Source organism: Flavobacterium johnsoniae (assembly GCF_001879205.1).
Lineage (GTDB): Bacteria > Bacteroidota > Bacteroidia > Flavobacteriales > Flavobacteriaceae > Flavobacterium > Flavobacterium johnsoniae_A.
The window spans coordinates 479,161-503,981 of sequence record NZ_MLFK01000009.1 but is presented as its reverse complement, the minus strand read 5'-3'; the positions used below and the strand labels follow the sequence as shown (position 1 = coordinate 503,981).

General features: G+C 33.5%; 19 protein-coding genes. 6 read left to right on the top strand and 13 right to left on the bottom strand.

Features of this window, described 5'->3' with window-relative positions:
• The first annotated feature begins 33 nt into the window (after positions 1-33).
• Positions 34-1,302, top strand: coding sequence for an NAD(P)/FAD-dependent oxidoreductase (locus BKM63_RS18105; protein ID WP_071637963.1), 1,269 nt, complete (start codon positions 34-36; stop codon positions 1,300-1,302).
• Positions 1,303-1,427: 125 nt separating this feature from the next.
• Here the strand turns inward: BKM63_RS18105 and BKM63_RS18100 are convergent, their stop codons facing one another.
• On the bottom strand, positions 1,428-2,657 hold the full coding sequence (locus BKM63_RS18100) for a multidrug effflux MFS transporter (RefSeq protein WP_071637962.1): 1,230 nt from the start codon (positions 2,655-2,657) through the stop codon (positions 1,428-1,430).
• Between the two features lie 140 nt (positions 2,658-2,797).
• Here BKM63_RS18100 and BKM63_RS18095 point away from each other — a divergent pair, with 140 nt between their 5' ends.
• From BKM63_RS18095 to BKM63_RS18085, 3 genes are all read left to right on the top strand, one after another.
• Positions 2,798-3,214, top strand: coding sequence for a hypothetical protein (locus BKM63_RS18095; protein ID WP_071637961.1), 417 nt, complete (start codon positions 2,798-2,800; stop codon positions 3,212-3,214).
• A gap of 790 nt (positions 3,215-4,004) precedes the next feature.
• Complete coding sequence (locus BKM63_RS18090) at positions 4,005-5,918, top strand: DUF294 nucleotidyltransferase-like domain-containing protein (RefSeq protein WP_071637960.1); 1,914 nt, start codon at positions 4,005-4,007, stop codon at positions 5,916-5,918.
• 3 nt (positions 5,919-5,921) lie between these two features.
• A complete protein-coding gene (locus BKM63_RS18085) occupies positions 5,922-6,518 on the top strand; it encodes a 3'-5' exonuclease (RefSeq protein WP_071637959.1) in 597 nt (198 codons plus the stop codon).
• Positions 6,519-6,634: 116 nt separating this feature from the next.
• Here BKM63_RS18085 and acs read toward each other — a convergent pair whose 3' ends face one another.
• From acs to BKM63_RS18050, 7 genes are all read right to left on the bottom strand, one after another.
• Positions 6,635-8,545, bottom strand: a complete 1,911-nt coding sequence (acs, locus tag BKM63_RS18080) for an acetate--CoA ligase (RefSeq protein ID WP_071638166.1) — start codon at positions 8,543-8,545, stop codon at positions 6,635-6,637.
• A gap of 491 nt (positions 8,546-9,036) precedes the next feature.
• Positions 9,037-10,506, bottom strand: coding sequence for a ketol-acid reductoisomerase (gene ilvC, locus BKM63_RS18075; RefSeq protein ID WP_071637958.1), 1,470 nt, complete (start codon positions 10,504-10,506; stop codon positions 9,037-9,039).
• Between the two features lie 79 nt (positions 10,507-10,585).
• Positions 10,586-11,116: an acetolactate synthase small subunit gene (gene ilvN / locus BKM63_RS18070; RefSeq protein ID WP_071637957.1), complete on the bottom strand. Its 531-nt coding sequence runs from the start codon at positions 11,114-11,116 to the stop codon at positions 10,586-10,588.
• Positions 11,117-11,201: 85 nt separating this feature from the next.
• The gene (ilvB, locus tag BKM63_RS18065) at positions 11,202-12,899 is read right to left on the bottom strand and encodes a biosynthetic-type acetolactate synthase large subunit (RefSeq protein ID WP_071637956.1); all 1,698 of its coding nucleotides are present in this window, start codon (positions 12,897-12,899) and stop codon (positions 11,202-11,204) included.
• Between the two features lie 62 nt (positions 12,900-12,961).
• A complete protein-coding gene (gene ilvD, locus BKM63_RS18060; protein ID WP_071637955.1) occupies positions 12,962-14,635 on the bottom strand; it encodes a dihydroxy-acid dehydratase in 1,674 nt (557 codons plus the stop codon).
• A 268-nt stretch (positions 14,636-14,903) separates the two neighbouring features.
• Positions 14,904-16,022, bottom strand: a complete 1,119-nt coding sequence (gene leuB / locus BKM63_RS18055; protein ID WP_071637954.1) for a 3-isopropylmalate dehydrogenase — start codon at positions 16,020-16,022, stop codon at positions 14,904-14,906.
• A gap of 90 nt (positions 16,023-16,112) precedes the next feature.
• On the bottom strand, positions 16,113-17,288 hold the full coding sequence (locus BKM63_RS18050) for a 2-isopropylmalate synthase (protein ID WP_071637953.1): 1,176 nt from the start codon (positions 17,286-17,288) through the stop codon (positions 16,113-16,115).
• Between the two features lie 155 nt (positions 17,289-17,443).
• On the opposite strand from BKM63_RS18050, the gene BKM63_RS18045 reads away from it, so the two are divergent.
• A complete protein-coding gene (locus BKM63_RS18045; protein WP_071637952.1) occupies positions 17,444-18,988 on the top strand; it encodes a hypothetical protein in 1,545 nt (514 codons plus the stop codon).
• Between the two features lie 114 nt (positions 18,989-19,102).
• Here BKM63_RS18045 and BKM63_RS18040 read toward each other — a convergent pair whose 3' ends face one another.
• Positions 19,103-20,758: a M1 family metallopeptidase gene (locus BKM63_RS18040; protein WP_071637951.1), complete on the bottom strand. Its 1,656-nt coding sequence runs from the start codon at positions 20,756-20,758 to the stop codon at positions 19,103-19,105.
• A gap of 164 nt (positions 20,759-20,922) precedes the next feature.
• Here BKM63_RS18040 and BKM63_RS18035 point away from each other — a divergent pair, with 164 nt between their 5' ends.
• The gene (locus BKM63_RS18035) at positions 20,923-21,621 is read left to right on the top strand and encodes a carbohydrate-binding family 9-like protein (protein WP_071637950.1); all 699 of its coding nucleotides are present in this window, start codon (positions 20,923-20,925) and stop codon (positions 21,619-21,621) included.
• 172 nt (positions 21,622-21,793) lie between these two features.
• On the opposite strand, the gene BKM63_RS18030 is transcribed toward BKM63_RS18035, so the two are convergent.
• The 4 genes from BKM63_RS18030 to hisA form a co-directional block, all read right to left on the bottom strand.
• Positions 21,794-22,399: a hypothetical protein gene (locus BKM63_RS18030; RefSeq protein WP_123907092.1), complete on the bottom strand. Its 606-nt coding sequence runs from the start codon at positions 22,397-22,399 to the stop codon at positions 21,794-21,796.
• A 106-nt stretch (positions 22,400-22,505) separates the two neighbouring features.
• Complete coding sequence (hisIE, locus tag BKM63_RS18025) at positions 22,506-23,102, bottom strand: bifunctional phosphoribosyl-AMP cyclohydrolase/phosphoribosyl-ATP diphosphatase HisIE (RefSeq protein WP_071637948.1); 597 nt, start codon at positions 23,100-23,102, stop codon at positions 22,506-22,508.
• Positions 23,103-23,195: 93 nt separating this feature from the next.
• Positions 23,196-23,951, bottom strand: coding sequence for an imidazole glycerol phosphate synthase subunit HisF (hisF, locus tag BKM63_RS18020; RefSeq protein ID WP_071637947.1), 756 nt, complete (start codon positions 23,949-23,951; stop codon positions 23,196-23,198).
• An 81-nt stretch (positions 23,952-24,032) separates the two neighbouring features.
• On the bottom strand, positions 24,033-24,761 hold the full coding sequence (hisA, locus tag BKM63_RS18015; protein WP_071637946.1) for a 1-(5-phosphoribosyl)-5-[(5-phosphoribosylamino)methylideneamino]imidazole-4-carboxamide isomerase: 729 nt from the start codon (positions 24,759-24,761) through the stop codon (positions 24,033-24,035).
• Positions 24,762-24,821 lie beyond the last annotated feature (60 nt).

Below are 24,821 nucleotides of genomic sequence, written 5' to 3'. Positions count from 1 at the left end.
TTATTTTATAATCCTACTTAATAAACAACATATATGAACATAGTCATAATAGGAGGTGGTTTTGCGGGAATTAATCTCGCAAAAGAACTCGTAAACCATCCAGATATACAAGTAACCCTTGTAGACAAAAACAATTATAATTTTTTCCCGCCTCTTATATATCAGGTTGCAACGGCTTTTTTAGAGCCTTCAAGCATTAGTTATCCATTTAGAAAATTTTTTGCAGGCAAAAAGAATCTTCAGTTTCGTTTAGGCGAACTGCAGTCTGTAGTTCCTGCCGAAAATAAAATTATTCTGAACAACGGCGAACTAACATACGATTATTTGGTTTTTGCAACTGGTGCCGAAACCAGTTATTTTGGTATGGAAAATGTAATGAAAAACGCCATTCCGATGAAAACCTTAAATGACGCCATCGAAATGCGAAATGCATTACTTAAAAACCTTGAAAAAGCCGCTATTACAAAAGACATCCGTAAGCGTCGTAAATTATTAACGATTGTGGTTGCCGGAGGAGGGCCTACGGGAGTAGAAGTTTCTGGTATGTTTGCCGAAATGCGAAAAAATATACTCTTGAAAGAATATCCGGAATTAGAAACCTCTGCCAGTAATGTTTACCTGGTAGATGGCGGTGACGCTTTATTAGCACCAATGAGCAAAGCTTCTCAAGAAGACACTCTCGAGGCGCTGACAAAACTTGGAGTTGTAGTTAAACTGCATACTCGTGTAACTGATTACGTTGACGATACAGTATATTTTGAAAACGGAGATACGATTAAAACTAAAAATTTAATTTGGGCTGCCGGAGTTTCTGCTAAACTTTTTGACGGAATTCCAAAAGAAAGCTACGGTCGCGGCCGAAGAATGGCAACCGATCAATATAATAAAGTAAATGGTTTAGAAAACATCTATGCTATTGGTGATACTGCAATTTTAGCGGGAGATAAAAATTTCCCTGACGGACATCCGCAAGTAGCACAAGTTGCTATTCAGCAAGGATTAAATTTGGCTAAAAACTTTAAAGCAATGGCTCAAAATAAACCATTGAAACCATTTACTTATAATGATAAAGGTTCTATGGCAATTATTGGAAAAAACAAAGCCGTAGTAGATTTACCAAGTCCGAAATGGCATTTTAAAGGTTTCTTTGCCTGGGTAATCTGGTTGTTTATCCACTTAATTTCTTTAATTACATACAGAAACAGATTAAATACATTCTGGAACTGGATGGTCGCATATTTCGCAAGGGACCAATCTTTAAGAATGATCATTAGACCAGATAAAAAACAACAAATGGAGTAAATAAATTAATTTTCATTTTTTTTTAAATTCCAAATTCCAATAAAAAGGCCAGAATTTATAAATTCTGGCCTTTTTATATATTACAATTTCAAATTTAGAATTTTAAAAGAATGAAATTTAACCATTTAGTGCCCAACCACAATATCATCATCAGCACTGATTTCTACTTTATTTTTGATGAATCTCTTTCCGATATTCAAAACTATAAAAGCAATAATAGTTGTTACAGTCATAATAAGAACCATAGGCGCTGTAGAATCTTTTACAAAAATTCCAACAGCAAAAGATGCCAAAGATCCTAAACCCAACTGAATAGCACCCATCAAAGCAGAGGCACTTCCGGCATTTTTGGCAAATGGAGCCATTGTAAGTCCAGCAGTATTGGGATTTGAAATCCCTAAACAGCCTAAAAACAAAAAAAGAAGTGTTATAGTTTCATACAATCCTAAAAGATTATTTAGAGAAAGTACCAAAAAAATTATACTCACTACAGATTGTAGAATTAAGGCACCAAAAATCATCTGTTCACTGGAAAACTTCTTTAATAAAACAGAATTTAACTGACTGGAGCCTATAAAACTAACCGACATAAAAGCAAAAATCCACCCATAAGTTTTGGCATCAACATGATAAATATCCATAAAAATGATAGGTGAGGCCGCGACATAAGTAAATAATCCCGAAAAAGCGATTGCTCCGGTAAATGCATAAGTATAAAACTGAGGCTCCTTAAGTACTTTTAAAAAGTTTGAAATAATTGGTTTTGGCTTTAATGATATTGAGGTATCTGGTTTGTAGCTATTTGGCAGACCAATTTGAGCCGCTACTAGAATAGCAATTCCCATAAACATTAATATCAAAAATACCGTGTGCCAGCCATAATCTTCTGTAACATAACCTCCAATTGTAGGCGCCAGCATTGGTGAAAGTCCTAAAACAAGCATCAAAAGAGAAAATACTTTTGGAATATCTTTTACAGGAAACAAATCACGAACCATTGCTACAGAGGCTACTGTAGCAGCACAACTTCCAATGGCCTGAACAAAACGCAATAGTATAAACTGATCAATATCAGCTACATAAACACATCCTAGAGAAGCTAAAATGTAAACCATTAAACCAAGAAACAATGGCTTTTTGCGCCCGAAACGGTCTAGTAAAGGTCCGTAAAGTAATTGTCCGGCAGAAATTCCAATAAAATAACTCGATAAACTCATTGAAACTTTAGCAACAGAAGTATTTAAATCTTTCGCAATACCAGAGAATCCAGGCAAATACATGTCGATTGAAAAAGGACCAAGTGCTGTTAGAGAACCCAAAATAAAAATGAGCTTAATATATTTTTTTGTTGTCATTTTCTTAAAAAACTGCTTTTAATTTCGTGCAAAGATAAATATTTAGTACCTTGTTAAGTATAATAATTACTTTTAATATAAAAGCGGTAATTATAGAAGTTTTAAAGATCTTTTGAAACACTAACTTAAAAATTAAATTTATGAAAAAATTCACTTTACTATTAGCTCTTGTTTTTACAACAATTTCATTTGCACAAACAATTACATCAAAATTAGAAGATGCAAATGTTGAGCAATATGCATTGCTTACCAAAGTAAACCAGTATTATCCGGACATTACGTTAAACAAATCCATCACGAATTTCTATGCTGATGGAAAAATTATCGATTCGCAGCAGCAATTCGATTTAAAAGGAACAAAGTTTTCAAGCTATAAACTTGGAATTGAACCAGATAACAAAAAACTATTATTTGAATATGTTTCTGATGAAACTGGAAAAGTTTACGGTGATGTTGCCGTTTTTAAAGGAAATGTTATCAGAACAACTTTTTCAGAAAAAAATGATCTCATTGAAGTTTCTTTAAACGGAAAATCTGTTTTTCAAAAGAAAATCTAAAATATCAAATCTGATATACAAAAAGCATCACACATCGTGATGCTTTTTTTTGGTTTAACGAAAATCCGTTTATTTGAAAAAAAATAAAAAAAATTCTAAATACGCGAAATTTGAATCATCGTATTATACACAGATGATTTTATAAATTCAATATTTGAAAAAAAATTAAATAAATTTTCAAATACGAGAAATTTGAAACATTAAATTATCACATAATCTTTATTGCATATAAATCGATTATTTGAAATTCTAAAATTTTATTTATCAAATATGAGAAAATTTAAAGCTGTAAATGTTACGAATTTGAATTCGCATAAATCTCATATTTGAAATAAAATAAATTATTTTTCGAAATACGCGATTTCTGAACAAGGGACAAACCTAAGTAATTCCTATAGAACTGAAGAGAATACGAAAAATAAAGCCTGGGCGTCTGCTAATTTCACATAATCACATTTGAACTATAATTTATATTATGTAAAATAGAAATTATAGAAAAACATATCTGCTTAATCATTCTTCTCTAATTCTTTTTATATTATATGCTTCTTACGAACAAAACTTATTGAGATAAAAGAATTACGCTCATACTCTTTTATTGATGACATCACAAACGAAATTAAACCTTATAAAATATGGAATTTAAAATGTAAAAAAAATATTTTGAAGCCTTGAATTCAGTAAATCTTAACATTTCTTTAAAATAATTAGATTCTAGTCAAGTTGGTTTCATTCTAAGAGTTTATTTTATTATTTTTACATTCGATACTTTAAAAAAATTATCAATTATATGAATACAATTGCTGAGCATATTGCAGATTTTTTAAAAGAATACCCGCCGTTTGATAATTTAACCTTTCAGGAATTATCAGATATTGCTACAAATATTCGTGTTATCAATTTAGAAAAACATGCAGTATTGTTCCAAATTAATGATGTTTTGCACGACAGTTTTTATGTCGTGGCTTCTGGTGTTATTAATTTAACCACAATTGCTGATGCCGAGGAAACGATTATTAATAAATGTCATGAAGGTGATGTTTTTGGTTTACGCCCGTTTTTTGCCAAAAACAATTATATGATGACTGCAAAAGCGCGTGAAGAAAGTATTATTTACGCCATTCCTATTGCAGTTTTTAGACCATTTGTAGCTAATAATTCGGATGTTTTAAACTTTTTACTGGAGAGTTTTGCTATAAATTCAAGACATACAAAAGATAATGTTCGCTCTAACGGAAAATTAGATTCTGATAATAATTTTATCGATCAGCAGTCAGAAATTCAGTATATCCAATCTCTGGCGTATAATAATTCTCCATTAACAACTGATTCTCATCATATTGTAAAAGATGTTGCAATTTTGATGACAGAATCTATGGTAGACAATATTGTAGTTACAGAAAAAAACAACCCTATTGGAATCGTTACAAATGCTGATTTATCATCAAAAATTGCAACCGGACGCTATCCTATTACTGAAACGATTGACAAAATTATGTCATCACCGGTTGTTACCGTAATTGAAAATGTTTCCCTGGCCGAAGCCCAGCTTCTTATGCTGAAACATAACGTTTCTCACTTATGCGTAACAAAAGACGGCACAAGCAAATCTGCTGTAAAAGGAATTATTTCTGAACACGATTTAATTGTAGCTCAAGCCAGTAACCCAGGTGTTTTAATTAAAGAAATTAAACGTTCGCAGCTTCCAAAAGATTTAAAACAAATTCGTGATCGATTATCTGATTTGATTCAGAATTCGATTCAGAAAAACATACCTATATCCCACGTAAGCAATATTGCCAGCGAAATTAATCTGGCTATTATAAAACGTGCCGTTGAATTGTCTATTTTAGATTTAGGCTCCCCTCCTGCCAGATTTGCCTGGCTGAGTATTGGAAGTCAGGGTAGAAAAGAACAGCTTTTATTGACTGATCAGGACAGTATTTTAATTTTTGAAGATGTTGCTCCGGAAAAATACAGAGAAGTAAAAGATTACTTTTTAAGACTTGCAAAACGTACTACGGCCATACTTGAAAAAGTGGGTTACGAGTATTGTCCAAATGGTCATATGGGAAGCAATATGTTATGGTGTAAATCATTGAGTGACTGGACAAAACAATACAACAGCTGGATGAATACTCCAGGTGAAAACAGCAATGATCTCAGCAGTATTTTCTTCGATTATGAAATCGTTTTTGGTGAACCAAAAATTGAAGAAGTGATTGAAAATGTTATCTTCAAGAATGCCGTAAACAATACTTTATTCTTTGACTTTTTAGGAAATGATGCTTTAAAAAGAAATTCTCCTTTGAGTTTTTTCAAAAAATTCATTGTTGAAGAAGAAGGTCCTCAAAAAGGAAAATTTGACATTAAAACCCGCGCATTGATGCCATTAATTGACAGTGCCCGTTTATTAATTTTAAGTGCAAATATAAAAGGAATTAAAAATACCTACTTAAGATTCAAACAATTAGCTATTACCGATTCTAAAAACGCCGAAATATATTTAAGTTGTGCCGAAGCTTTTCTAACGCTTTCAAAATTCAGAACTGTCGAAGGTTTAAAGAATGATGACTCGGGACAATATATCAATTTAAGAGAAATGTCTAAGACCGACAAAGAGAAGTTAAAAAATGCTTTGACCCCGATGAAAGACCTTGAGGAACTAATTAAGAGTAAATTTCAACTTACACAATTCTCATAAAATATGCTAGACTGGCTTAAAAATATCAATAAAGAATATCCGGATTTCTGGAAAGATTACTTAACTAAATTAGAAGCAAAACCCAATAAATTTGTGGTTTTATCAACCGAAACTTCGGGATTGAACCCTAATAAAGATGTGATTTTATCTCTGGGCGCTTTTTCTGTTATTGATGACAGTATTGTAATTAAGGAAAATTTTGAAGCTGTTTTACTTCAGTATAAATTTTTAGAAGAGAACGGTATTTCAAATGAATTTATCATAGAGAGTAAAATGACCAAAATGCCGGAAGCCGAGGCTTTAGAAGCATTTATTAATTTCCTTGGTAATTCGGTTTTAGTTGGTCATCATATCAATTTTGATATTGAAATGTTAAACGCTGCTTTAGAAAGACTAGACTGCGGAAGACTAAAGAATGAAGCTTTGGATATTGATGTTATGTATCGCAAATTAACAGATATTAATGACAAACAGTTTTCTCTAAATGATTTGTGCGAAATTTATAAAATCCCAAAAAGCGACAGAAATTCATCTGCAGAAGATGCTTATAAAATTGGCCTTTTATTCTTAAAGCTGAAATCTAGATTAGGAATTAAATAGATTATACAATCTTTAGCAAATTACTCACAAAGATTCCTTGTTGCTCGAAATGACAAACTATAAAAAAAATGCCTCTTAAATTAATAAGAGGCATTTTTTTGTGCTTATAAATTGAATTAAGAAATTCTTTCTTTCATAATTTCTTCTACAATTTCCGGATTCAAAAGTGTTGATGTATCTCCAAAATTAGAGAAATCTCCTTCTGCAATTTTACGTAAAATTCTACGCATAATTTTTCCAGAACGTGTTTTTGGCAAACCTGAAACGAATTGAATTTTATCTAATTTCGCAATTGGCCCAATATGATCTGCTATATATTGATTGATCTCTTTGCTTAAGTTATTTCTGTCTCTAACTTCTCCAGTTTCTTTCAGGATCACATAACCATATAAAGCATTTCCTTTAATATCATGCGGGAATCCAACAATAGCAGATTCTGCCACCGCAGGGTGTTCATTAATTGCGTCCTCGATAGGTGCAGTTCCTAAATTATGCCCGGAAACAATTACAACATCATCTACTCTACCCGTAATTCTGTAATATCCTACTTCATCTCTTAATGCTCCGTCTCCTGTAAAGTATTTTCCAGGGAAAGCAGAGAAATAGGTATCTTTATAACGATCATGGTCTCCCCAGATTGTTCTGGCAATTCCAGGCCATGGGAATTTAATACATAAACTACCCACAACTTGATTTCCTTCGATTTCATTGCGCTTTTCATCCATTAAAACTGGCTGAATTCCAGGCAAAGGCAAAGTAGCATAAGTTGGTTTTGTAGGCGTAACGAAAGCAATTGGCGAAATCATTATACCACCGGTTTCTGTCTGCCACCAGGTATCAACCACCGGACATCTTTTATCTCCTACGTGATCATTAAACCAGTGCCAAGCTTCTTCGTTGATTGGTTCTCCAACAGATCCGATAACTTTTAGAGATTTCAAAGGATATTTTTGAATGTAATCTAAACTTTCTTTTGCTAATGAACGAATTGCAGTTGGCGCTGTATAGAATTGTGTAATCTTATGTTTTTCGATAATTTCCCAAAAACGGCTAAAATCCGGATAAGAAGGAACTCCTTCAAAAATTACAGTTGTACCACCGTTTAGCAATGGTCCGTATAAAATATAAGAATGCCCTGTAATCCATCCAATATCAGCAGTACACCAAAAAATATCATTTTCTTCGTGACTAAAAACGTTTTTGAATGTATATGCTGTATAAACCATGTATCCAGCGGTAGTATGAACCATTCCTTTTGGTTTACCAGTTGATCCTGAAGTATATAAAATAAACAAAGGATCTTCGGCATCCATAATTTCAGCAACGCTGTTATCTAAAGCCGCATCTAATAAAGGCTGTAACCAAATGTCACGGCCTTCTTTCATCGCAACTTCAGTTTTTGTTCTTTTTACAACCAATACTTTAGTCACAGATGGACAAGTATCTAAAGCTTCATCAACAATTCCTTTTAAATCAATTGTTTTGTTTCCTCTGTAACCACCATCAGACGTAATGACCATTTTGCATTCACAGTCATTAATTCTTGCAGAAACTGCAGAAGCAGAAAATCCGGCAAAAATCACAGAGTGAATTGCTCCAATTCTGGCGCAGGCCAATACAGCAACTGCCAATTCCGGAATCATTGGTAAATAAATACAAACACGGTCTCCTTTACGAACTCCCTGCTCACGCAAAACGTTCGCCATTTTAGAAACCCTTTCATATAATTCGTTGTAAGTTATATGTAATTCACTTTCAGATGGATCATTCGGTTCAAAAATAATCGCCGTTTTATCTCCTCTCTTGCTTAAGTGTCTATCGATACAGTTTTTGGTAATGTTAACTTTTGCGTCAGTAAACCATTTTACTTCAGCATCGGCCATATTAAAATCAACAACTTTCTCCCACTGTTGATACCAAGTAAAATTTTCTTCAGCAATTTTCCCCCAAAATTTTCTCGGCTCTCTTATTGACTTATTGTAATGTTTAAAATATTGTTCTAAATTTTCAATTTTATAATAACTCATAGTTTTGTGGAATTTTTTTATAAATGTATTAAATCTGCTTCTATTCTTAAAATTATTTAATTCATAAATTTTGTCAAAAAAAAACATATAATAAATAAAATATACGTTTTTTTTAAAGTTATTCTAAAAAAACATGTTTTAAAGAAAAATGTAAATCACAAAAAAGGCATGACAAACAAATTATCACACCTTTTTATTTAACAAATTTCAATAACAATTAATTTTGTAATTCTGCATTACAATACTTATCTATTTTGAAAATAGCAGCATCTTTATTAATTAAAATAGAAATTTCAACAAGTATACTAAAAGTATACCCCATTTTTAGGGATCAGCCTCACTTAACTTGCTAACCTCACGAAGTTAAGTGAATGCAACATGCATCTATATCTATTTTTTAATAAGTGCTTACTAATTCAAAATATTAAATTCAAAACATTGATACAGAGCAAATTCCACTTCATTTAAATGTGTGGTAATTCACAAATTTATTATCCAATTTTTTTCATTGCAGTCATAGACTCTCTTAACCAAGCACCTACTTCTTCGATAGGGTGCTGACGAATTTCTTTGTTAACAGCAATTAAAACTGTATTATCTACTCCATTTGAAGTTGAAAACGGTTTTCCTATAATATTAGTATCCACAGTTTTCATAAATTCAGTTAATAACGGTTTACAAGCATGGTCAAATAAATAACAGCCATATTCTGCCGTATCAGAAATTACACGGTTCATTTCGAATAATTTCTTTCTTGCAATTGTGTTTGCAATTAATGGCAATTCGTGTAAAGACTCGTAATAAGCTGATTCTTCGATAATTCCAGCCTCAGTCATTGTTTCAAAAGCCAATTCTACACCTGCTTTTACCATTGCAATCATTAAAACTCCATTGTCAAAATATTCTTGCTCAGAGATTGGAGCTTCTTGCGGTGCTGTTTTTTCGAAATTAGTTTCTCCTGTTGCAGCCCTCCATTTTAGCAAGTTTACATCGTCATTAGCCCAGTCGATCATCATTGTTCTCGAGAATTCGCCAGAAATAATATCATCCTGGTGTTTTTGGAATAACGGACGCATGATATCTTTTAATTCTTCTGCCAATTCATAAGCTTCAATTTTTGCAGGATTTGATAAACGGTCCATCATATTTGTGATACCTCCGTGTTTCAAAGCTTCTGTGATAGTTTCCCATCCGTATTGAATTAATTTTGAAGCATAAGCAGGATCAATTCCTTTTTCAACCATTTTATCAAAGCATAAAATAGATCCAGTTTGCAGCAATCCGCAAAGAATAGTCTGCTCACCCATTAAATCTGATTTTACCTCTGCAACGAAAGATGATCTTAAAACTCCCGCCTTGTGTCCGCCAGTTGCTACAGCATAAGCTTTTGCCTGATCTAAACCAAAACCGTTTGGATCGTTTTCAGGGTGAACTGCAATAAGTGTTGGAACACCAAAGCCTCTTTTGTACTCTTCACGCACCTCAGAACCAGGACATTTAGGAGCACACATAATAACTGTAATATCTTTACGAATTTGCATTCCTTCTTCAACAATATTGAAACCATGAGAATATGCTAAAGTAGATCCTTGTTTCATTAATGGCATAATAGCAGTAACTACAGCGGTGTGTTGTTTATCCGGAGTAAGATTACAAACTAAATCAGCAGTTGGAATTAATTCTTCATAAGTACCTACTTTAAATCCATTTTCAGTTGCATTTTTATATGAAGCTCTCTTTTCTGCAATTGCATCTGCACGCAATGCATAAGAAATATCTAAACCTGAATCTCTCATGTTTAAACCTTGATTCAAACCTTGTGCACCACATCCAACGATAACAACTTTTTTTCCAGCTAATGCTGAAATTCCGTCTGCAAATTCTGATTGCTCCATAAATTCGCAAACTCCTAGTTGCTCTAATTGTAATCTAAGTGGTAGTGTGTTGAAATAATTTGCCATTTTGTTTTAAAATATTTAATGAAATGAAATTTAATAATTGATTATATTATAAATAATTACGATTCTAAAAAATCGTTTTTTAATTGTTCTGTGTTAATGATTCTAATAGAGATGAAATCTCCATTTTTTGTTTAGAAACCGAAATTCTTCCCGAACGAACAAACTGCATAATTCCGTACGGTTTGAACTTTTGGTATAATTCTTCAATTTCAGAACGTCTTCCTGATTTTGAAATTACAAAGAAATCCCTTGAAACTGTTACAATCGTAGACTGACTGTCTTTGATAATATTTTGAATTTGTTTCTCGTCAAATAACAAATTTGAAGCAATTTTAAAGAGTGCATTTTCCAGAAAAATAGTTTCTTCATCTGTATGATAAAATGCTTTTATAACTTCAATTTGTTTTTCGATCTGACCCACGATATTCTGAACCCATTTTTCAGTTGTATTTACTACAATGATAAATCTCGAAACATTTTCTATTTCTGATTCTGAAACGTTTAGACTTAATATGTTAATGTGACGCTTTAAGAATATTCCTGATATTCTATTTAACAAACCCACGTTATTTTCTGAGTATACCGATATGGTAAATGTTTTATCTTCCATTTGTTTTTAGTTTTTTTTGTTTCAAGTTTCAGGTTTCAGGTTCTACAACTTGAAACTCAAAAAACTTGAAACATGAAACTTTAATTTAGCTTAATCTGATTTCTGAAACACAAGCTCCTGTTGGAATCATTGGGAAAACATTGTTTTCCTTTTCTACCATGACCTCTAAGAAATAGGAATCTTTTGAAGCCAGCATTTCAGCAACTGCAGCATCTAAATCTTCACGTTGTGTCACTTTTTTAGATTTAATATGATAACCTTCAGCAATTGCAGTGAAATTTGGATTAATCATTTTTGTAGATGCATATCTGTTGTCAAAGAACAATTCCTGCCATTGACGCACCATTCCTAAAAACTCATTGTTTAGAATGACAATTTTTACCGGTACCTGAGTTTGAAAAATAGTTCCTAATTCCTGAATTGTCATCTGGAAACCGCCATCACCAATAATTGCAACAACTTCGCGCTCTGGTTTTCCCATTTTAGCTCCAATTGCAGCCGGAAGAGCAAATCCCATTGTTCCTAATCCTCCCGAGGTAATATTACTTTTGGTTGAATTAAATTTAGCATAACGACACGCAAACATTTGGTGCTGGCCAACATCTGAAACGATAATAGCATCTCCTTTTGAGTGTTTATTAATCATTTCGATGGTTTCTCCCATAGAAATACCTTTGCCATTGCTTGGATTAAGTTCTTCATTAATAACAGATTCTATTTCTATTTTATGAAGTTCTCTGAATTCATTAAGCCATGCATCGTGAGATTTTGCATCAATTAACGGCAATAAAGCCGTCAGAGATTCTTTTACATCGCCTAAAACAGCGATTTCTGTTTTAACGTTTTTATCAACTTCCGCAGGATCAATCTCAAAGTGAATAACTTTTGCCTGTTTTGCATAAGTGCTTAATTTACCTGTAACACGATCATCAAAACGCATTCCGAAAGCAATTAAAACATCGCACTCATTAGTCAGTAAGTTAGGTGCATAATTTCCGTGCATTCCTAACATCCCAACATTCAAAGGATGATCTGTTGGCAAAGCCGAAAGTCCCAAAATAGTCCATGCGGCCGGAATTCCTGATTTTTCAAGTAAAGCTTTGAATTCAGCTTCAGCCTGACCTAAAATGATTCCCTGACCAAAAACGATAAGAGGTTTTTTGGCACTGTTAATCAATGCTGCAGCTTCGGCAACTTTATCTAACTTTAATTTTGGAACTGGCACATAACTTCTGATTCCGGTACATTTTTCGTAACTAAAATCGAACTCATCAAACTGAGCGTTTTTAGTAATATCAATTAATACAGGGCCTGGACGTCCAGAACGCGCGATATAAAATGCTTTGGCTATAATTTCAGGAATTTGAGAAGCCTCCGTAACCTGGAAATTCCATTTTGTTACAGGAGTTGAAATTCCGATAATATCTGTTTCCTGAAATGCATCAGATCCTAATAAATGTCTTCCAACCTGACCTGTAATACAAACCATTGGAGTCGAATCGATTTGAGCATCGGCAATTCCGGTAACCAGATTGGTCGCCCCCGGTCCAGAAGTTGCAATAGCAACTCCTACTTTTCCTGTTGCTCTCGCATATCCCTGAGCTGCGTGCGTTGCGCCTTGTTCATGACGAACTAAAACGTGGTGCAGCTGGTCCTGAAATTTATATAATTCGTCGTAAACAGGCATGATTGCTCCTCCCGGATAACCATAGATTAAGTCTACTCCTTCTTCTAATAAGCATCTAATAACGGCTTCAGCGCCTGATATTCTAATTGTTCCCATTTGGTAATTTTATTGTTTAGAATTCAGAAAAATTATTATTTCCAAAATTCATTTTTTGTCGATTAATTATCGGTAACACAGCCTGTAGAAGCGCTGGAAACCGATCTTGCGTATTTAAGCAAAACTCCTTTTGTAACTTTCAACGGCGGTTGAACCCAAGCCGCTTTTCTAGCTGCAAATTCTTCGTCGGAAATCTTCAGGTCGATTGTATTTTTTACAGCATCGATCGCGATTAAATCACCATCTTTTACTAAAGCAATACCACCGCCGTCATAAGCCTCTGGTGTAATGTGTCCTACGACAAAGCCATGTGAACCTCCAGAGAACCTGCCGTCTGTAATCAGTGCACAGCTGCTTCCTAATCCGGCTCCAATAATCGCAGATGTAGGTTTCAGCATTTCAGGCATCCCCGGACCACCTTTTGGTCCACAATACCTGATGACGACTACACTGCCCGGTTTTATTTTTCCGGCCTCAAGTCCTGGAATTACTTCAAATTCTCCTTCAAATACTACAGCAGGCCCTTCAAAATACTCTCCTTCTTTTCCGCTGATTTTTGCTACAGCACCTTCAGAAGCAAGATTTCCGTATAAAACCTGAATATTTCCTGTTGGTTTTAAAGCTTTCTGAATTTCATGAATCACTTCTTGCCCATCTTGTAAATCTGGAGTTGAAGCTAAATTTTCTGCTACTGTTTTTCCTGTTACTGTCAAACAATCTCCATGAATAAGCCCTACTTTTAGTAAATATTTCATTACCGACGGAATTCCTCCCACTGCATGAATATCCTCCATCATATATTTACCACTTGGTTTCATGTCTGCCAAAACCGGAGTTCTGTCATTAATTGCCTGAAAATCATCTAAAGTAATTGTGATGCCAACAGAGTGTGCCATTGCAATTAAGTGCATAACCGCATTTGTAGAACCTCCTAAAACTGCTACAATGGTAATAGCATTTTCAAAAGCTTTGCGAGTCATGATATCTTTTGGCTTAATATCTTTTTCTAATAAAATTTTTATCGCCGCACCCGCAGCTGCACATTCGTCTCTTTTTTCCTGACTCAAAGCAGGATTTGAAGAACTGTAAGGCAGACTCATTCCTAATGCTTCAATTGCAGAAGACATGGTATTGGCAGTATACATTCCGCCGCAAGCACCAGGCCCAGGGCAGGAATTTTGAATCACACCTTTAAAATCTTCCGGAGTAATTTCGTTTCTCACTTTTTTACCTAAAGCTTCAAAAGCCGAAACAATATTCAATGATTCTCCTTTCCATTTTCCAGAATGGATAGATCCTCCGTAAACCATCATTGCCGGACGATTTAATCTTCCCATTGCAATTAAAGCTCCCGGCATATTTTTATCACAGCCTGGAATTGCAATTATACCATCATACCATTGTGCACCCACAACAGTCTCGATAGAATCTGCAATAACATCACGAGAAACCAATGAATAACGCATTCCCTCTGTTCCGTTAGAAATACCGTCACTTACACCAATGGTATTAAAAATAAGTCCGACCAGATCAGCATCCCAAACACCTTTTTTAACATCTTTTGCTAAATCGTTCAAATGCATGTTGCAAGTGTTACCATCGTAACCCATACTCACAATACCCACTTGTGCTTTTTTCAAATCTTCTTCAGTTAAACCAATACCGTACAACATGGCTTGCGCTGCAGGTTGCGTTTGATCTTGAGTGATGGTTTTGCTGTACTTATTTAATTCCATTATTGTATTTATTTTTTTAATTTTTATTCAAAAAAAAACCTTCCAGTATTTGGAAGGTTTGTAATATAGTTTTTCAATTATATTTATACCATTCCCGATGCAGATGTGTGAATCACATTGACAACAACGACAGAAGTAATAATAATTGAGATTTGCATCCTTTATTTTTTTAGTGTTACAAAAGTATAAAAACTTTAAGAACTAAAAAAATAAAATCTCAACATTTTCAATACTTCTTGTTATTTAATTCATCATTTTAATAAAAAATCTAAACTATTGTTGACTGACCAATATAAACATTGTCATTATTGAAATATAACAGGTCATCTTTGCTAAAAATGAAATTAGAAACAAACTCTCCTACTTCATTTGTACCAAATTTTGAATCTGGTTTTAAATCAACCGTAACTACCTTATATTCAATCGCTTTTTCAATTGCCTGATAAATTACATTTGCTTCTGTGAACAATCCGAAATGCTCCAACAACATTGCTGCTGATAAAATAGAAGCAATTGGATTGGCAATATTTTTTCCTTTTGCCTGAGGATAAGATCCGTGAATTGGTTCGAAAAGCGCATTTTTTTCTCCTAATGATGCCGATGCTAATAAACCTATTGAACCTGTAATTACGCTGGCTTCATCTGATAAAATATCTCCAAATAAATTTTCTGTCAAAATCACATCAAATTGTTTTGGGTTTAATATCAATTGCATTGCCGCGTTATCTACAAACAAAAAGTCTAAGATCACATCCGGATAGTTCTCTCCTACTTTTTGAACGACTCTTCTCCACAATCTTGAAGTTTCCAAAACATTTGCTTTGTCAACCATTGTTAACTTCTTGCGGCGGTTTTGTGCCGATTTAAAAGCTAAATGTGCAATTCTGGTAATTTCTTCTTCTGAATATTCACATAAATCTGAAGCGTGTGTTCCTTCTTCATTAAGTGTTTTAGCTCCAAAATAAGCGCCACCTGTTAATTCTCTGAAAATAGTAAAATCTGCTCCTTCAATAATTTCTCTTTTTAAAGGAGATGCTTCAACCAATGACTTATAAGGTTTAATAGGACGAATGTTGGCAAACAAGCCTAATTCTTTACGAAGTTTCAACAATCCCTGCTCCGGACGAACTTTCGCATTTGGGTTGTTATCGTACTTAGGATCTCCAATTGCACCAAATAAAACGGCATCAGTATTTAAACAAAGATTTAAAGTCTGTTCCGGGAGAGGGCTTCCTGTTTTGTCAATGGCAATCGCACCCATGAGCGCTTCTTCAAAAACAAATTCATGATTATACACCTCACCTATAGCATATAATGCTTTTTTGGCCTGCGAAATTACTTCCGGTCCAATTCCATCTCCTGGTAATACAGCTATTTTCAAATTCATAACGTCTCGTTCTTTATGTATTTAAATCTTTAATTTTCTCTTTCTTCTATTCTCTTTCCTCTATTCTCTTTCTGCTATCCTCTTTTTTAACTAGCTTCTGATTAAATCGCCTTCAATTTTAGAAGCTTCGATAATTTGATGAATATCAGCATCAAGCACTTCTTTTTTGATATCTGCAAATTTCAAAAACTCAACATATACAATATCTAATTGTACTTTTGTTAATTCGTAACCTACTTTTTTAGCACGGTAAGCCAATGCTGCTCTTCCGCTTCTTGCTGTCAAAATGATAGAAGATTCGTTTACGCCCACATCTAGCGGATCCATGATTTCGTAAGTTGCTCTGTTTTTAATTACACCGTCCTGATGAATTCCTGAACTGTGTGCAAAAGCATTTGCTCCAACAATTGCTTTGTTTGGCTGCACAATCATTCCCATACTTTCAGAAACCAAACGGCTCATTTCGTTTAATTCTCTTGTATTAATGTTTGTGTCTAGGTTTAAGTATGGATGTTGTTTGAAAATCATCACCACTTCTTCAAGTGCTGTATTCCCAGCTCTTTCTCCAATACCATTAATAGTACACTCAATTTGTCTTGCACCATTTATAGCTCCTGCAATTGAGTTTGCAGTTGCCATTCCTAAATCATTATGACAGTGACATGAAAGGATTACATTTTCGATTCCTTTTACGTTTTCTTTCAAATATTTAATTTTTGCTCCGTATTCTTCCGGAAGACAATATCCTGTTGTATCAGGAATATTTAATACTGTAGCCCCTGATTTAATTACTTCTTCACAAACTTTTGCAAGGAAAGCATTATCTGTTCTACCTGCATCTTCTGCGTAGAATTCAACATCTTCTACATACGATTTTGCATGTGCCACAGCGTATTTTGCTCTTGCAATAATATCTTCTGGAGTGGTATTTAATTTATGGAGTATATGAGATTGTGAAGTTCCGATTCCGGTATGGATTCTAGGTTTCTTAGCATGCTTTAAAGCAGCTGCAGCAACATCAATGTCGTTTTTCACGGCTCTTGTTAGTCCGCAGACGGTTGCGTTTTCTACAATTTTACAAATCTCAGAGACCGATAAAAAATCGCCCGGACTTGACACAGGAAAACCGGCTTCGATAACATCAACTCCCATTTTGTCTAGTCGTTCTGCGATAACTAATTTTTGTTTAGTATCTAACTTACATCCTGGAACTTGTTCACCGTCGCGTAAAGTGGTGTCAAAAATTTGAACTTTCTCTCTATTCATATTCATTTATTTAATGTAATTTCACATCTTGATAACAAATATATGTTGTACTTCTTCAGTACGAAATTCATTTTAATGAAATTATACTGTTCATAACACAATTTATAACGAGTTAAATATTTAATAATCAATAAGTTATATTATTATTTTTTACAATGGCTAACCATCAAAAAGATTTCTTATTTGTTTTAATAAAATCCCTTTCTAAATCTGAAAAAAGACAGTTTAAAATTTTTGCAAGCCGATTAGAGACAAGTTCGAATACTAAATTCATTGAATTATTTAATATTTTAGATAAATCTGAAACCTACGATGAAAAGCTTATTCTGAAAAGCGGTATCATCAAAAAAGTACAGTTATCTAATTTAAAATCATACTTGTATAAGCAGATTCTGGTAAGCATTCGCTTAAATATTCCCAGCCAGAATATTCGTTATCAATTGCGGGAACAAATAGATTTTGCGGTTATTCTATATAATAAAGGTTTGTACAAACAGAGTTTAAAGATTCTGGACAAAACAAAACAACAGGCTTTAGAAAATGACGAAAAATATATGGCATACGAAATCGTCGAGTTCGAAAAGCTGATAGAATCGCAGTATATTACCCGAAGTATTCAAGGCCGTGCTGACGAACTGGTTATTCAGGCTAAAGAATTAAACTATAGAAATACAATTTCAAGTAAACTATCAAACTTATCGCTGCAGTTATACGGAATAATGCTGAAAACTGGTTATGTAAAAAGTGATGAAGAATATAAATATATAGATGATTACTTCAATAAACATATCGCCAAATTAGACGAAAGCAAATTTGGCTTCCGCGAAAAATACTGGTTCTACAATGCTAATTTGTGGCGAAGCTTCTTGGTTCAGGACTTTTTAGCAAGTTATAAGTTTGCCTATAAATGGGTACAGCTTTTTTATGATAACCCAAATATGATTTACTTGAATCCGGTATTTTTCTTAAAAGGGAATCATTACTTTTTGGAGTCGCTTTATATGTTGAAATATACTTCGAACTTTAAAAAATATCTTTCATTATTAGAAGAAACCATTCAGGATCCTAAATTTCCGGTAAACGATAACATTGCATCCCTATCATTTCTATACGTTTATAACAATAAATTAAATCTTCACATTCTGGAAGGTACTTTTGCCGAAAGCGAATATTTAATTCCGGAAATTCTTGACAAAATAAAACTGCACAGTGAGCATCTCGATGAACATCATGAAATGTTGTTTTTCTATAAAATTGCTTCTATTTATTTTGGAAATGAAAAGTACAATGAATGCATCAATTATTTAGATAAAATCATTAATAATAAGAACTTAACGATGCGCGAAGATTTAATGTGCTTTGCGAGACTTTTATCACTGATTGCCCATTATGAATTAGGAAAAGATTATTACCTGGAAAACCATCTTAAAAATACTTATAAGTTTCTTTTAAAAATGAACGACTTACACGAAGTTCAAAAAGAAATAATCAAGTTTTTAAGAAACCTGAACAACTTTTACCCGGCTGATATTAAAAAGGAATTCAAAAAAATGCATGCCCGTTTTGTGGAGCTGGAAAAGAATACTTACGAAAAAAGAGCTTTCTTGTACCTCGATATTATTTCATGGCTTGAAAGTAAAATCGAAAACAGAAAAATTGCTGATATAATTAAGGAAAAAGCGAAGTTGAATAGTCGATAATTCTTTATAGATTCTAATAGATAAATTCCAAATTCCAATAAAGAGCTAAAAATAAAAAATCCCAAACTCCAGTTAATTGGAATTTGGGATTTTTTATGGGGGTTTTCAAAAATTTTATTCTACAATATTAGAAGTCGTTACATAAAAATCTTTATCAACTTCTATTTTTCTATCTTCATTAGTAGTTTTTACAGACTGCCATTCTGTAGTGGGTTTCAACCAGGTTTCAACACCGTTTAATTTTACTCTTACCGGCATATCAAATTTAGCTACACAGTTTGTCCAGTGATATCCAAAAGTGCCATTTTTAAACATATATTCAAAAACCGGAATCTGAGTTGTGCTTAAGTATTGTGCATAAACTCGATTAAAGTTAATTCCGGACTGCTCATTCATATAATCCTGAATCTGTTTACCTGTAACCGTTTGGTGATAAAACGTTTTATTTAAACCTCTTAAGATTGATTTCCATTTTGCATCATCATTTATAATCTGGCGCATCATGTGAAGCATATTTGCTCCTTTTGGATACATATCTCCTGATCCTTCGTTATTTACATCATAATGACCAATAATCGGAATATCATTTTGAATATTTTTTCTGCATCCAATTACATATTCAGCAGCGGCATCTTTTCCGTAGTAATATTCAATAAAAAGACTCTCAGAATAATTAGTAAAACTCTCGTGAACCCACATATCTGCAATATCTTTGTACGTAATATTATTTGCAAACCATTCGTGGCCCGACTCATGAATAATGATAAAATCAAATTTCAATCCCCAGCCTGTTCCGCTTAAATCGCGGCCTAAATAACCTTGTTTGTATTGATTTCCATAGGTTACAGAACTTTGGTGTTCCATTCCTAAGTAAGGAACTTCTACCAATTTGTAGCTGTCTTCGTAAAACGGATAAGGTCCAAACCAGTTTTCAAAAGCTTTCAGCATTTTTGGAGCATCTTTAAAATGTTCTTTTGCTAAAGCCAAATTATCTCTCAAAACATAATAATTACAATCTAAATCGCCTTTTTCTCCTTTAAATTTCTCAGAAAAATTAACGTAATCCCCAATATTAATATTAACGCCATAATTGTTAATTGGGTTGGAAACATACCAGTTAAAGGTTTTTGTTCCGTCTTTCTCTTTTTTAACACTTTGCAGTCTTCCGTTCGAAACATCGGTTAAATCTCCCGGAACATTTACGCTGATCAGCATATTTTCTACTTCATCATACATGTGGTCTTTGTTTGGCCACCAAACGCTGGCGCCTAATCCCTGACAAGATGAGGCAATAAAATCTTTTCCGTTTTTATCTTTTTTCCAGCTGATTCCACCATCCCAAGGTGCGTTAACCGCTTCTCTTGGTTTTCCGTTAAATGACACAATAACTTCTTTAGTGTCACCAACTTTTTGTTTTTCAATTAAAGTAATAAAAAACGCATTGCCGTCTCTTTCAAATTTTAATTCTTTACCATTTTGCGTAACCTTAGTAATCTGCATAGGCTCCTGCAAATCAATCTGCATTTTGTTGTTCTCTGTCAAAACAGTATAACGAACAGTATTTGATCCTGCAATTGTTTTTTCTTTCGGATTAACTTTTATATCCAAGTGATAATATTTTAAATCCCACCACGCTCTTTCTTTTGTGATGCTTCCGCGTAAGGTATCCTGATGTGTAAAAACTTTTCCTGACTTACTGAGAAGTCCTTGAGAATTGGCACTAAAACCAATTAAAAAAGCAGCAAAAATGCTTCCGAAGTATTTTTTCATTGTTTAGAATTATAAAATAAACAGGTTTTTATTGAATTAAAACTGGTAACAAATGTAAACATTCGAATCAAGTTTTTATTGATTTTACAAATGCAATTCGAAACAATGTATGTTAAAATCCATTATTGTTCTCTATTTTAGCATGATAAAACCATTCTCTTTTTATGAAATTATATCAGCCCTTATTACTTGTTTTATTCATTTATGCTTCTTTTGGATATTCACAAACAATTCCAGTTTACAAGATCAATGAAAAACCTGTAATTGACGGTGATTTATCAGATTGGAAAACACCTTTTCTGGGGCCGTTTGTAATTCATAATTCAGCTGAAAAAGCCACACAAAATACCATGGTTTCACTTTCGTGGAATGGCGAAAATCTATATATAGCTTACAAAGTTGTAGATTCTAATATAATTGGTTCTAATCAAAAAAAGGATTCTTCAATTTTTAATACGGATGATTTAGTAGAAATTTTTATTGATCCGGACGGTGATGGAAAAAACTATCTCGAAATTGGAGTCAATGCGTTTTCTACAAATTATGATATGCTGATAAAGTGTATTTCTCCTGATTGTGGAGGCTGGAATACGGCATTAAATCTTGATATTATCGGATTGGAAACTGTAAGTAAAATAACTGCCGAAGGCTTTTGTACCGAAATAAAAATCCCTTTTTCAAGTCTGGAAAAAATCGAAAATGCTAATTTTTCTAAACCAAAAAAAGGCATAAAATGGAAAGGAAATACTTTTAGAATCGATTACGGTAACACAACTGAATACCTTGCTTTACAAGCTTATAAAAGCAAGAATTTTGGTTTTCACCAACCGAAGGAATTTGCTGTTTTTGAGTTTATGGAGTAAGAGGTTTAATCGTTTATTTGGTTAATCGTTTATTTGGTTAACTGTTTATTTGGTTAATTGTTTAATCGTCATTATTGTCAGACTGAGCGATCCCGAGGCTTCGCGAGAAGTCCTGCAAAGTGATTCAATAAAACGGACCTTGGGTTTGTGAAGTACTTTTTTTTTTAAATCTTTAATTAATAAATTGTGGTATCAAATTATATTTGACTTCAGGGTAAAGCGCACTATTACCAGCCAAAAATTTAAAAGCTGTATTATCTTCTTTCATTTTATAAATTTCAAATATAGATTTACTGGATTGAAAATAAATATTTTGTAAGAACCTATCATTTAAATCGCCATAGACTTTATAAGTTTGTAAAAACATAGAAATTCCTTCTTTTAAAACTTTAGGATTAGTAAACTCTTTTGGAAGAAATATATTTATAAAAGAGTCATTTTCTACGTATATCTCTCCACTGCTATCGTTAATTGGACTAAAATTACCGTAAGGCGTTTTTTCTAGAAACAAAATTAATCTTTGACCAGTTTTGAGCTCTTTAATTCTTGGATCACAAATCCATTCTTTCCAAATTGAAACCTTGATCTTTGAGCCTGATTTTCCTTTTACAAACTGACTTATAGTAAATTCGTATTCATTTTTTGAAACTTTAGAAATAGTTCCATCAACAATTAAATTTGCTTTTGCAATAACAATTGAATAGGGCAATTCATGTTTTTTGAATCCATAATTTAAAGTTGGAAACAAAAATAAAAACAGGCATACAAATAATTTCATAAGACTTATGCTTTTAGCTAAAGTAATACTTTTTTTGTCAGATTGAGCGATCCCGAGGCTTCGGGATCGCTCAGTCTGACAAGATTGGGTTGAAGCAATCCTTTATTTACTTCTGACGTTTTTTCAAAACTTCCACAACATCATTTAATTGAAAGCCTTTTGCCTGCAATAAAATCAAATAATGAAATAATAAATCAGCACTTTCACTTAAGAATAAATCGTCGTTATCATCTTTGGCTTCAATAACCACTTCTACAGCTTCTTCGCCTACTTTTTGCGCAATTTTATTGATTCCTTTTTCAAATAGAGAAGCAACGTAACTCTTTTCTGAATCAGCATTTTCTCTACGGGTTTTGATTGTATTTTCTAATTGAGAAATAAAACCGTAATTCGCGTCATTTGGCTCTTGCCAGCAAGTATCAGCACCAGTGTGGCATGTTGGTCCAACCGGTTTTGCCTGAATCAAAAGCGTATCGCCATCGCAGTCATTTTTAATACTTACCAGATTCAAAAAGTTACCACTCTCCTCGCCTTTTGTCCAAAGTCTTTGTTTGGAACGACTAAAAAAAGTTACTTTTTGCGTTTCTATTGTTTTTTGAAGCGATTCTTCATTCATATAACCCAGCATCAAAACATTTTTTGTTTCTGAATCTTGAATTATAGCCGGAATTAATCCGTGTGCGCTTTTGATATCGATTTCCATAATTAATTTTAGATTTTTGATTTCAGATTTCAGATTTTAGATTTCTGATATCATGTTATTTTAGATCAAACAATGCCTTTCTTCTTGTTTCTATTAAAGCCTTACTTCAATACCATTATTTCTCAATTCTTCTTTTAAAGCTTTGATTTCGATTTCTTTAAAGTGAAAAACGCTCGCTGCCAAAGCTGCATCTGCTTTTCCTTCTTTAAAAGAATCAACAAAATGCTGTATGTTTCCGGCACCGCCAGAGGCAATAATAGGGATATTGATTAAGGCTGACAATTTAGCCAAAGCTTCGTTTGCAAAACCATTTTTCGTTCCGTCATTGTCCATTGAGGTAAATAATATTTCGCCGGCACCGCGTTCTGCTACTTCTACAGCCCAATCGAATAAATTAAGCTCTGTAGGCACTTTACCTCCAACCAAATGTACAATCCATTGGCCGTTAATTTGTTTAGCATCAATGGCAACTACTACGCATTGGCTTCCAAATTTCTGAGCCAGATCATTAATCAATTGCGGATTTTTTACTGCCGATGAATTAATTGAAACTTTATCAGCACCGTTATTCAATAGAATTTCAACATCTTCTACAGACGAAATCCCACCGCCCACTGTAAAAGGAATATTGATTTTTTCTGCGACGCTTCTCACCATATTTACCAGCGTTTTACGTCTTTCTTCCGTTGCCGAAATATCCAGAAAAACCAATTCGTCAGCGCCTTCAGCCGAGTAAATTTCTGCCAGTTCTACAGGATCTCCCGCATCGCGCAAGTCAACGAAATTAACACCTTTTACGGTTCTTCCGTTTTTTATATCCAAACAAGGAATGATTCTTTTTGCTAACATTTTTCTTTTTGTTAATTGTTAGATGTAAGGTGTAAAATGTTCTTCTGCACAGCGTACAACATTCATTCTACAATTCACTTTTTACATTTTACCAATAATATAATTCTCTAACTGTTTTAAAGTAATTCTCCCTTCATAAATCGCTTTTCCTATGATTGTTCCTTCACAGCCTGATTCGGCTAATTTAGGCAATTCATCAAAGGTAGAAATACCTCCCGAAGCGATTAGTTTTACGCCATCTGCCTCGGCTAGAATTTTACTGTAAAGATCAAAACTCGGACCTTCAAGCATTCCGTCTTTTGCAATATCGGTACAAATAACATACTGAATTCCTTTACTTTGGTAATCCTGGATAAACGGAATCAAATCTTCGTTTGAATCTTCTAACCAGCCGGAAACTGCTATTTTTTCATCTTTTGCGTCAGCGCCCAAAATGATTTTATCTGAACCGTATTCTGAAATCCATTTTTCAAAAATCGTTCTGTTTTTTACCGCAATACTACCGCCGGTAATTTGGTTTGCACCGCTTTCAAATGCAATTCTCAAATCGTCATCTGATTTTAATCCGCCTCCAAAATCAATTTTTAAACTGGTTTGCGAGGCAATTTGTTCTAAGATTTTATAATTGACAATTTTGCTCGATTTTGCACCGTCAAGATCTACTAAATGCAAATATTCGATTCCGTGCGCCTCAAATGATTTCGCCACTTCCAGCGGATTTTCATTATAAATTATCTTCGTATCATAATCACCTTTGGACAAACGAACGCATTTTCCGTCAATGATATCTATGGCTGGTATTATTCTCATTTTGTTTTAGTCTTAAAGTTTAAAAATCTAAAGTCATAAAGTCTTCTTTGCAACTCTGAA

Excerpts from the sequence above, each read along its gene's own strand:
- BKM63_RS18095 (WP_071637961.1), top strand. The coding sequence starts at position 2,798 with ATGAAAAAATTCACTTTACTATTAGCTCTTGTTTTTACAACAATTTCA.
- ilvD (WP_071637955.1), bottom strand. The coding sequence starts at position 14,635 with ATGGAATTAAATAAGTACAGCAAAACCATCACTCAAGATCAAACGCAA.
- hisF (WP_071637947.1), bottom strand. The coding sequence starts at position 23,951 with ATGTTAGCAAAAAGAATCATTCCTTGTTTGGATATAAAAAACGGAAGA.
- BKM63_RS18040 (WP_071637951.1), bottom strand. The coding sequence starts at position 20,758 with ATGAAAAAATACTTCGGAAGCATTTTTGCTGCTTTTTTAATTGGTTTT.
- BKM63_RS18105 (WP_071637963.1), top strand. The coding sequence starts at position 34 with ATGAACATAGTCATAATAGGAGGTGGTTTTGCGGGAATTAATCTCGCA.
- BKM63_RS18090 (WP_071637960.1), top strand. The coding sequence starts at position 4,005 with ATGAATACAATTGCTGAGCATATTGCAGATTTTTTAAAAGAATACCCG.
- BKM63_RS18050 (WP_071637953.1), bottom strand. The coding sequence starts at position 17,288 with ATGAATAGAGAGAAAGTTCAAATTTTTGACACCACTTTACGCGACGGT.
- ilvB (WP_071637956.1), bottom strand. The coding sequence starts at position 12,899 with ATGGGAACAATTAGAATATCAGGCGCTGAAGCCGTTATTAGATGCTTA.
- leuB (WP_071637954.1), bottom strand. The coding sequence starts at position 16,022 with ATGAATTTGAAAATAGCTGTATTACCAGGAGATGGAATTGGACCGGAA.
- BKM63_RS18035 (WP_071637950.1), top strand. The coding sequence starts at position 20,923 with ATGAAATTATATCAGCCCTTATTACTTGTTTTATTCATTTATGCTTCT.
- acs (WP_071638166.1), bottom strand. The coding sequence starts at position 8,545 with ATGAGTTATTATAAAATTGAAAATTTAGAACAATATTTTAAACATTAC.
- ilvN (WP_071637957.1), bottom strand. The coding sequence starts at position 11,116 with ATGGAAGATAAAACATTTACCATATCGGTATACTCAGAAAATAACGTG.
- BKM63_RS18045 (WP_071637952.1), top strand. The coding sequence starts at position 17,444 with ATGGCTAACCATCAAAAAGATTTCTTATTTGTTTTAATAAAATCCCTT.
- BKM63_RS18100 (WP_071637962.1), bottom strand. The coding sequence starts at position 2,657 with ATGACAACAAAAAAATATATTAAGCTCATTTTTATTTTGGGTTCTCTA.
- hisA (WP_071637946.1), bottom strand. The coding sequence starts at position 24,761 with ATGAGAATAATACCAGCCATAGATATCATTGACGGAAAATGCGTTCGT.
- hisIE (WP_071637948.1), bottom strand. The coding sequence starts at position 23,102 with ATGGAAATCGATATCAAAAGCGCACACGGATTAATTCCGGCTATAATT.
- BKM63_RS18085 (WP_071637959.1), top strand. The coding sequence starts at position 5,922 with ATGCTAGACTGGCTTAAAAATATCAATAAAGAATATCCGGATTTCTGG.
- ilvC (WP_071637958.1), bottom strand. The coding sequence starts at position 10,506 with ATGGCAAATTATTTCAACACACTACCACTTAGATTACAATTAGAGCAA.
- BKM63_RS18030 (WP_123907092.1), bottom strand. The coding sequence starts at position 22,399 with ATGAAATTATTTGTATGCCTGTTTTTATTTTTGTTTCCAACTTTAAAT.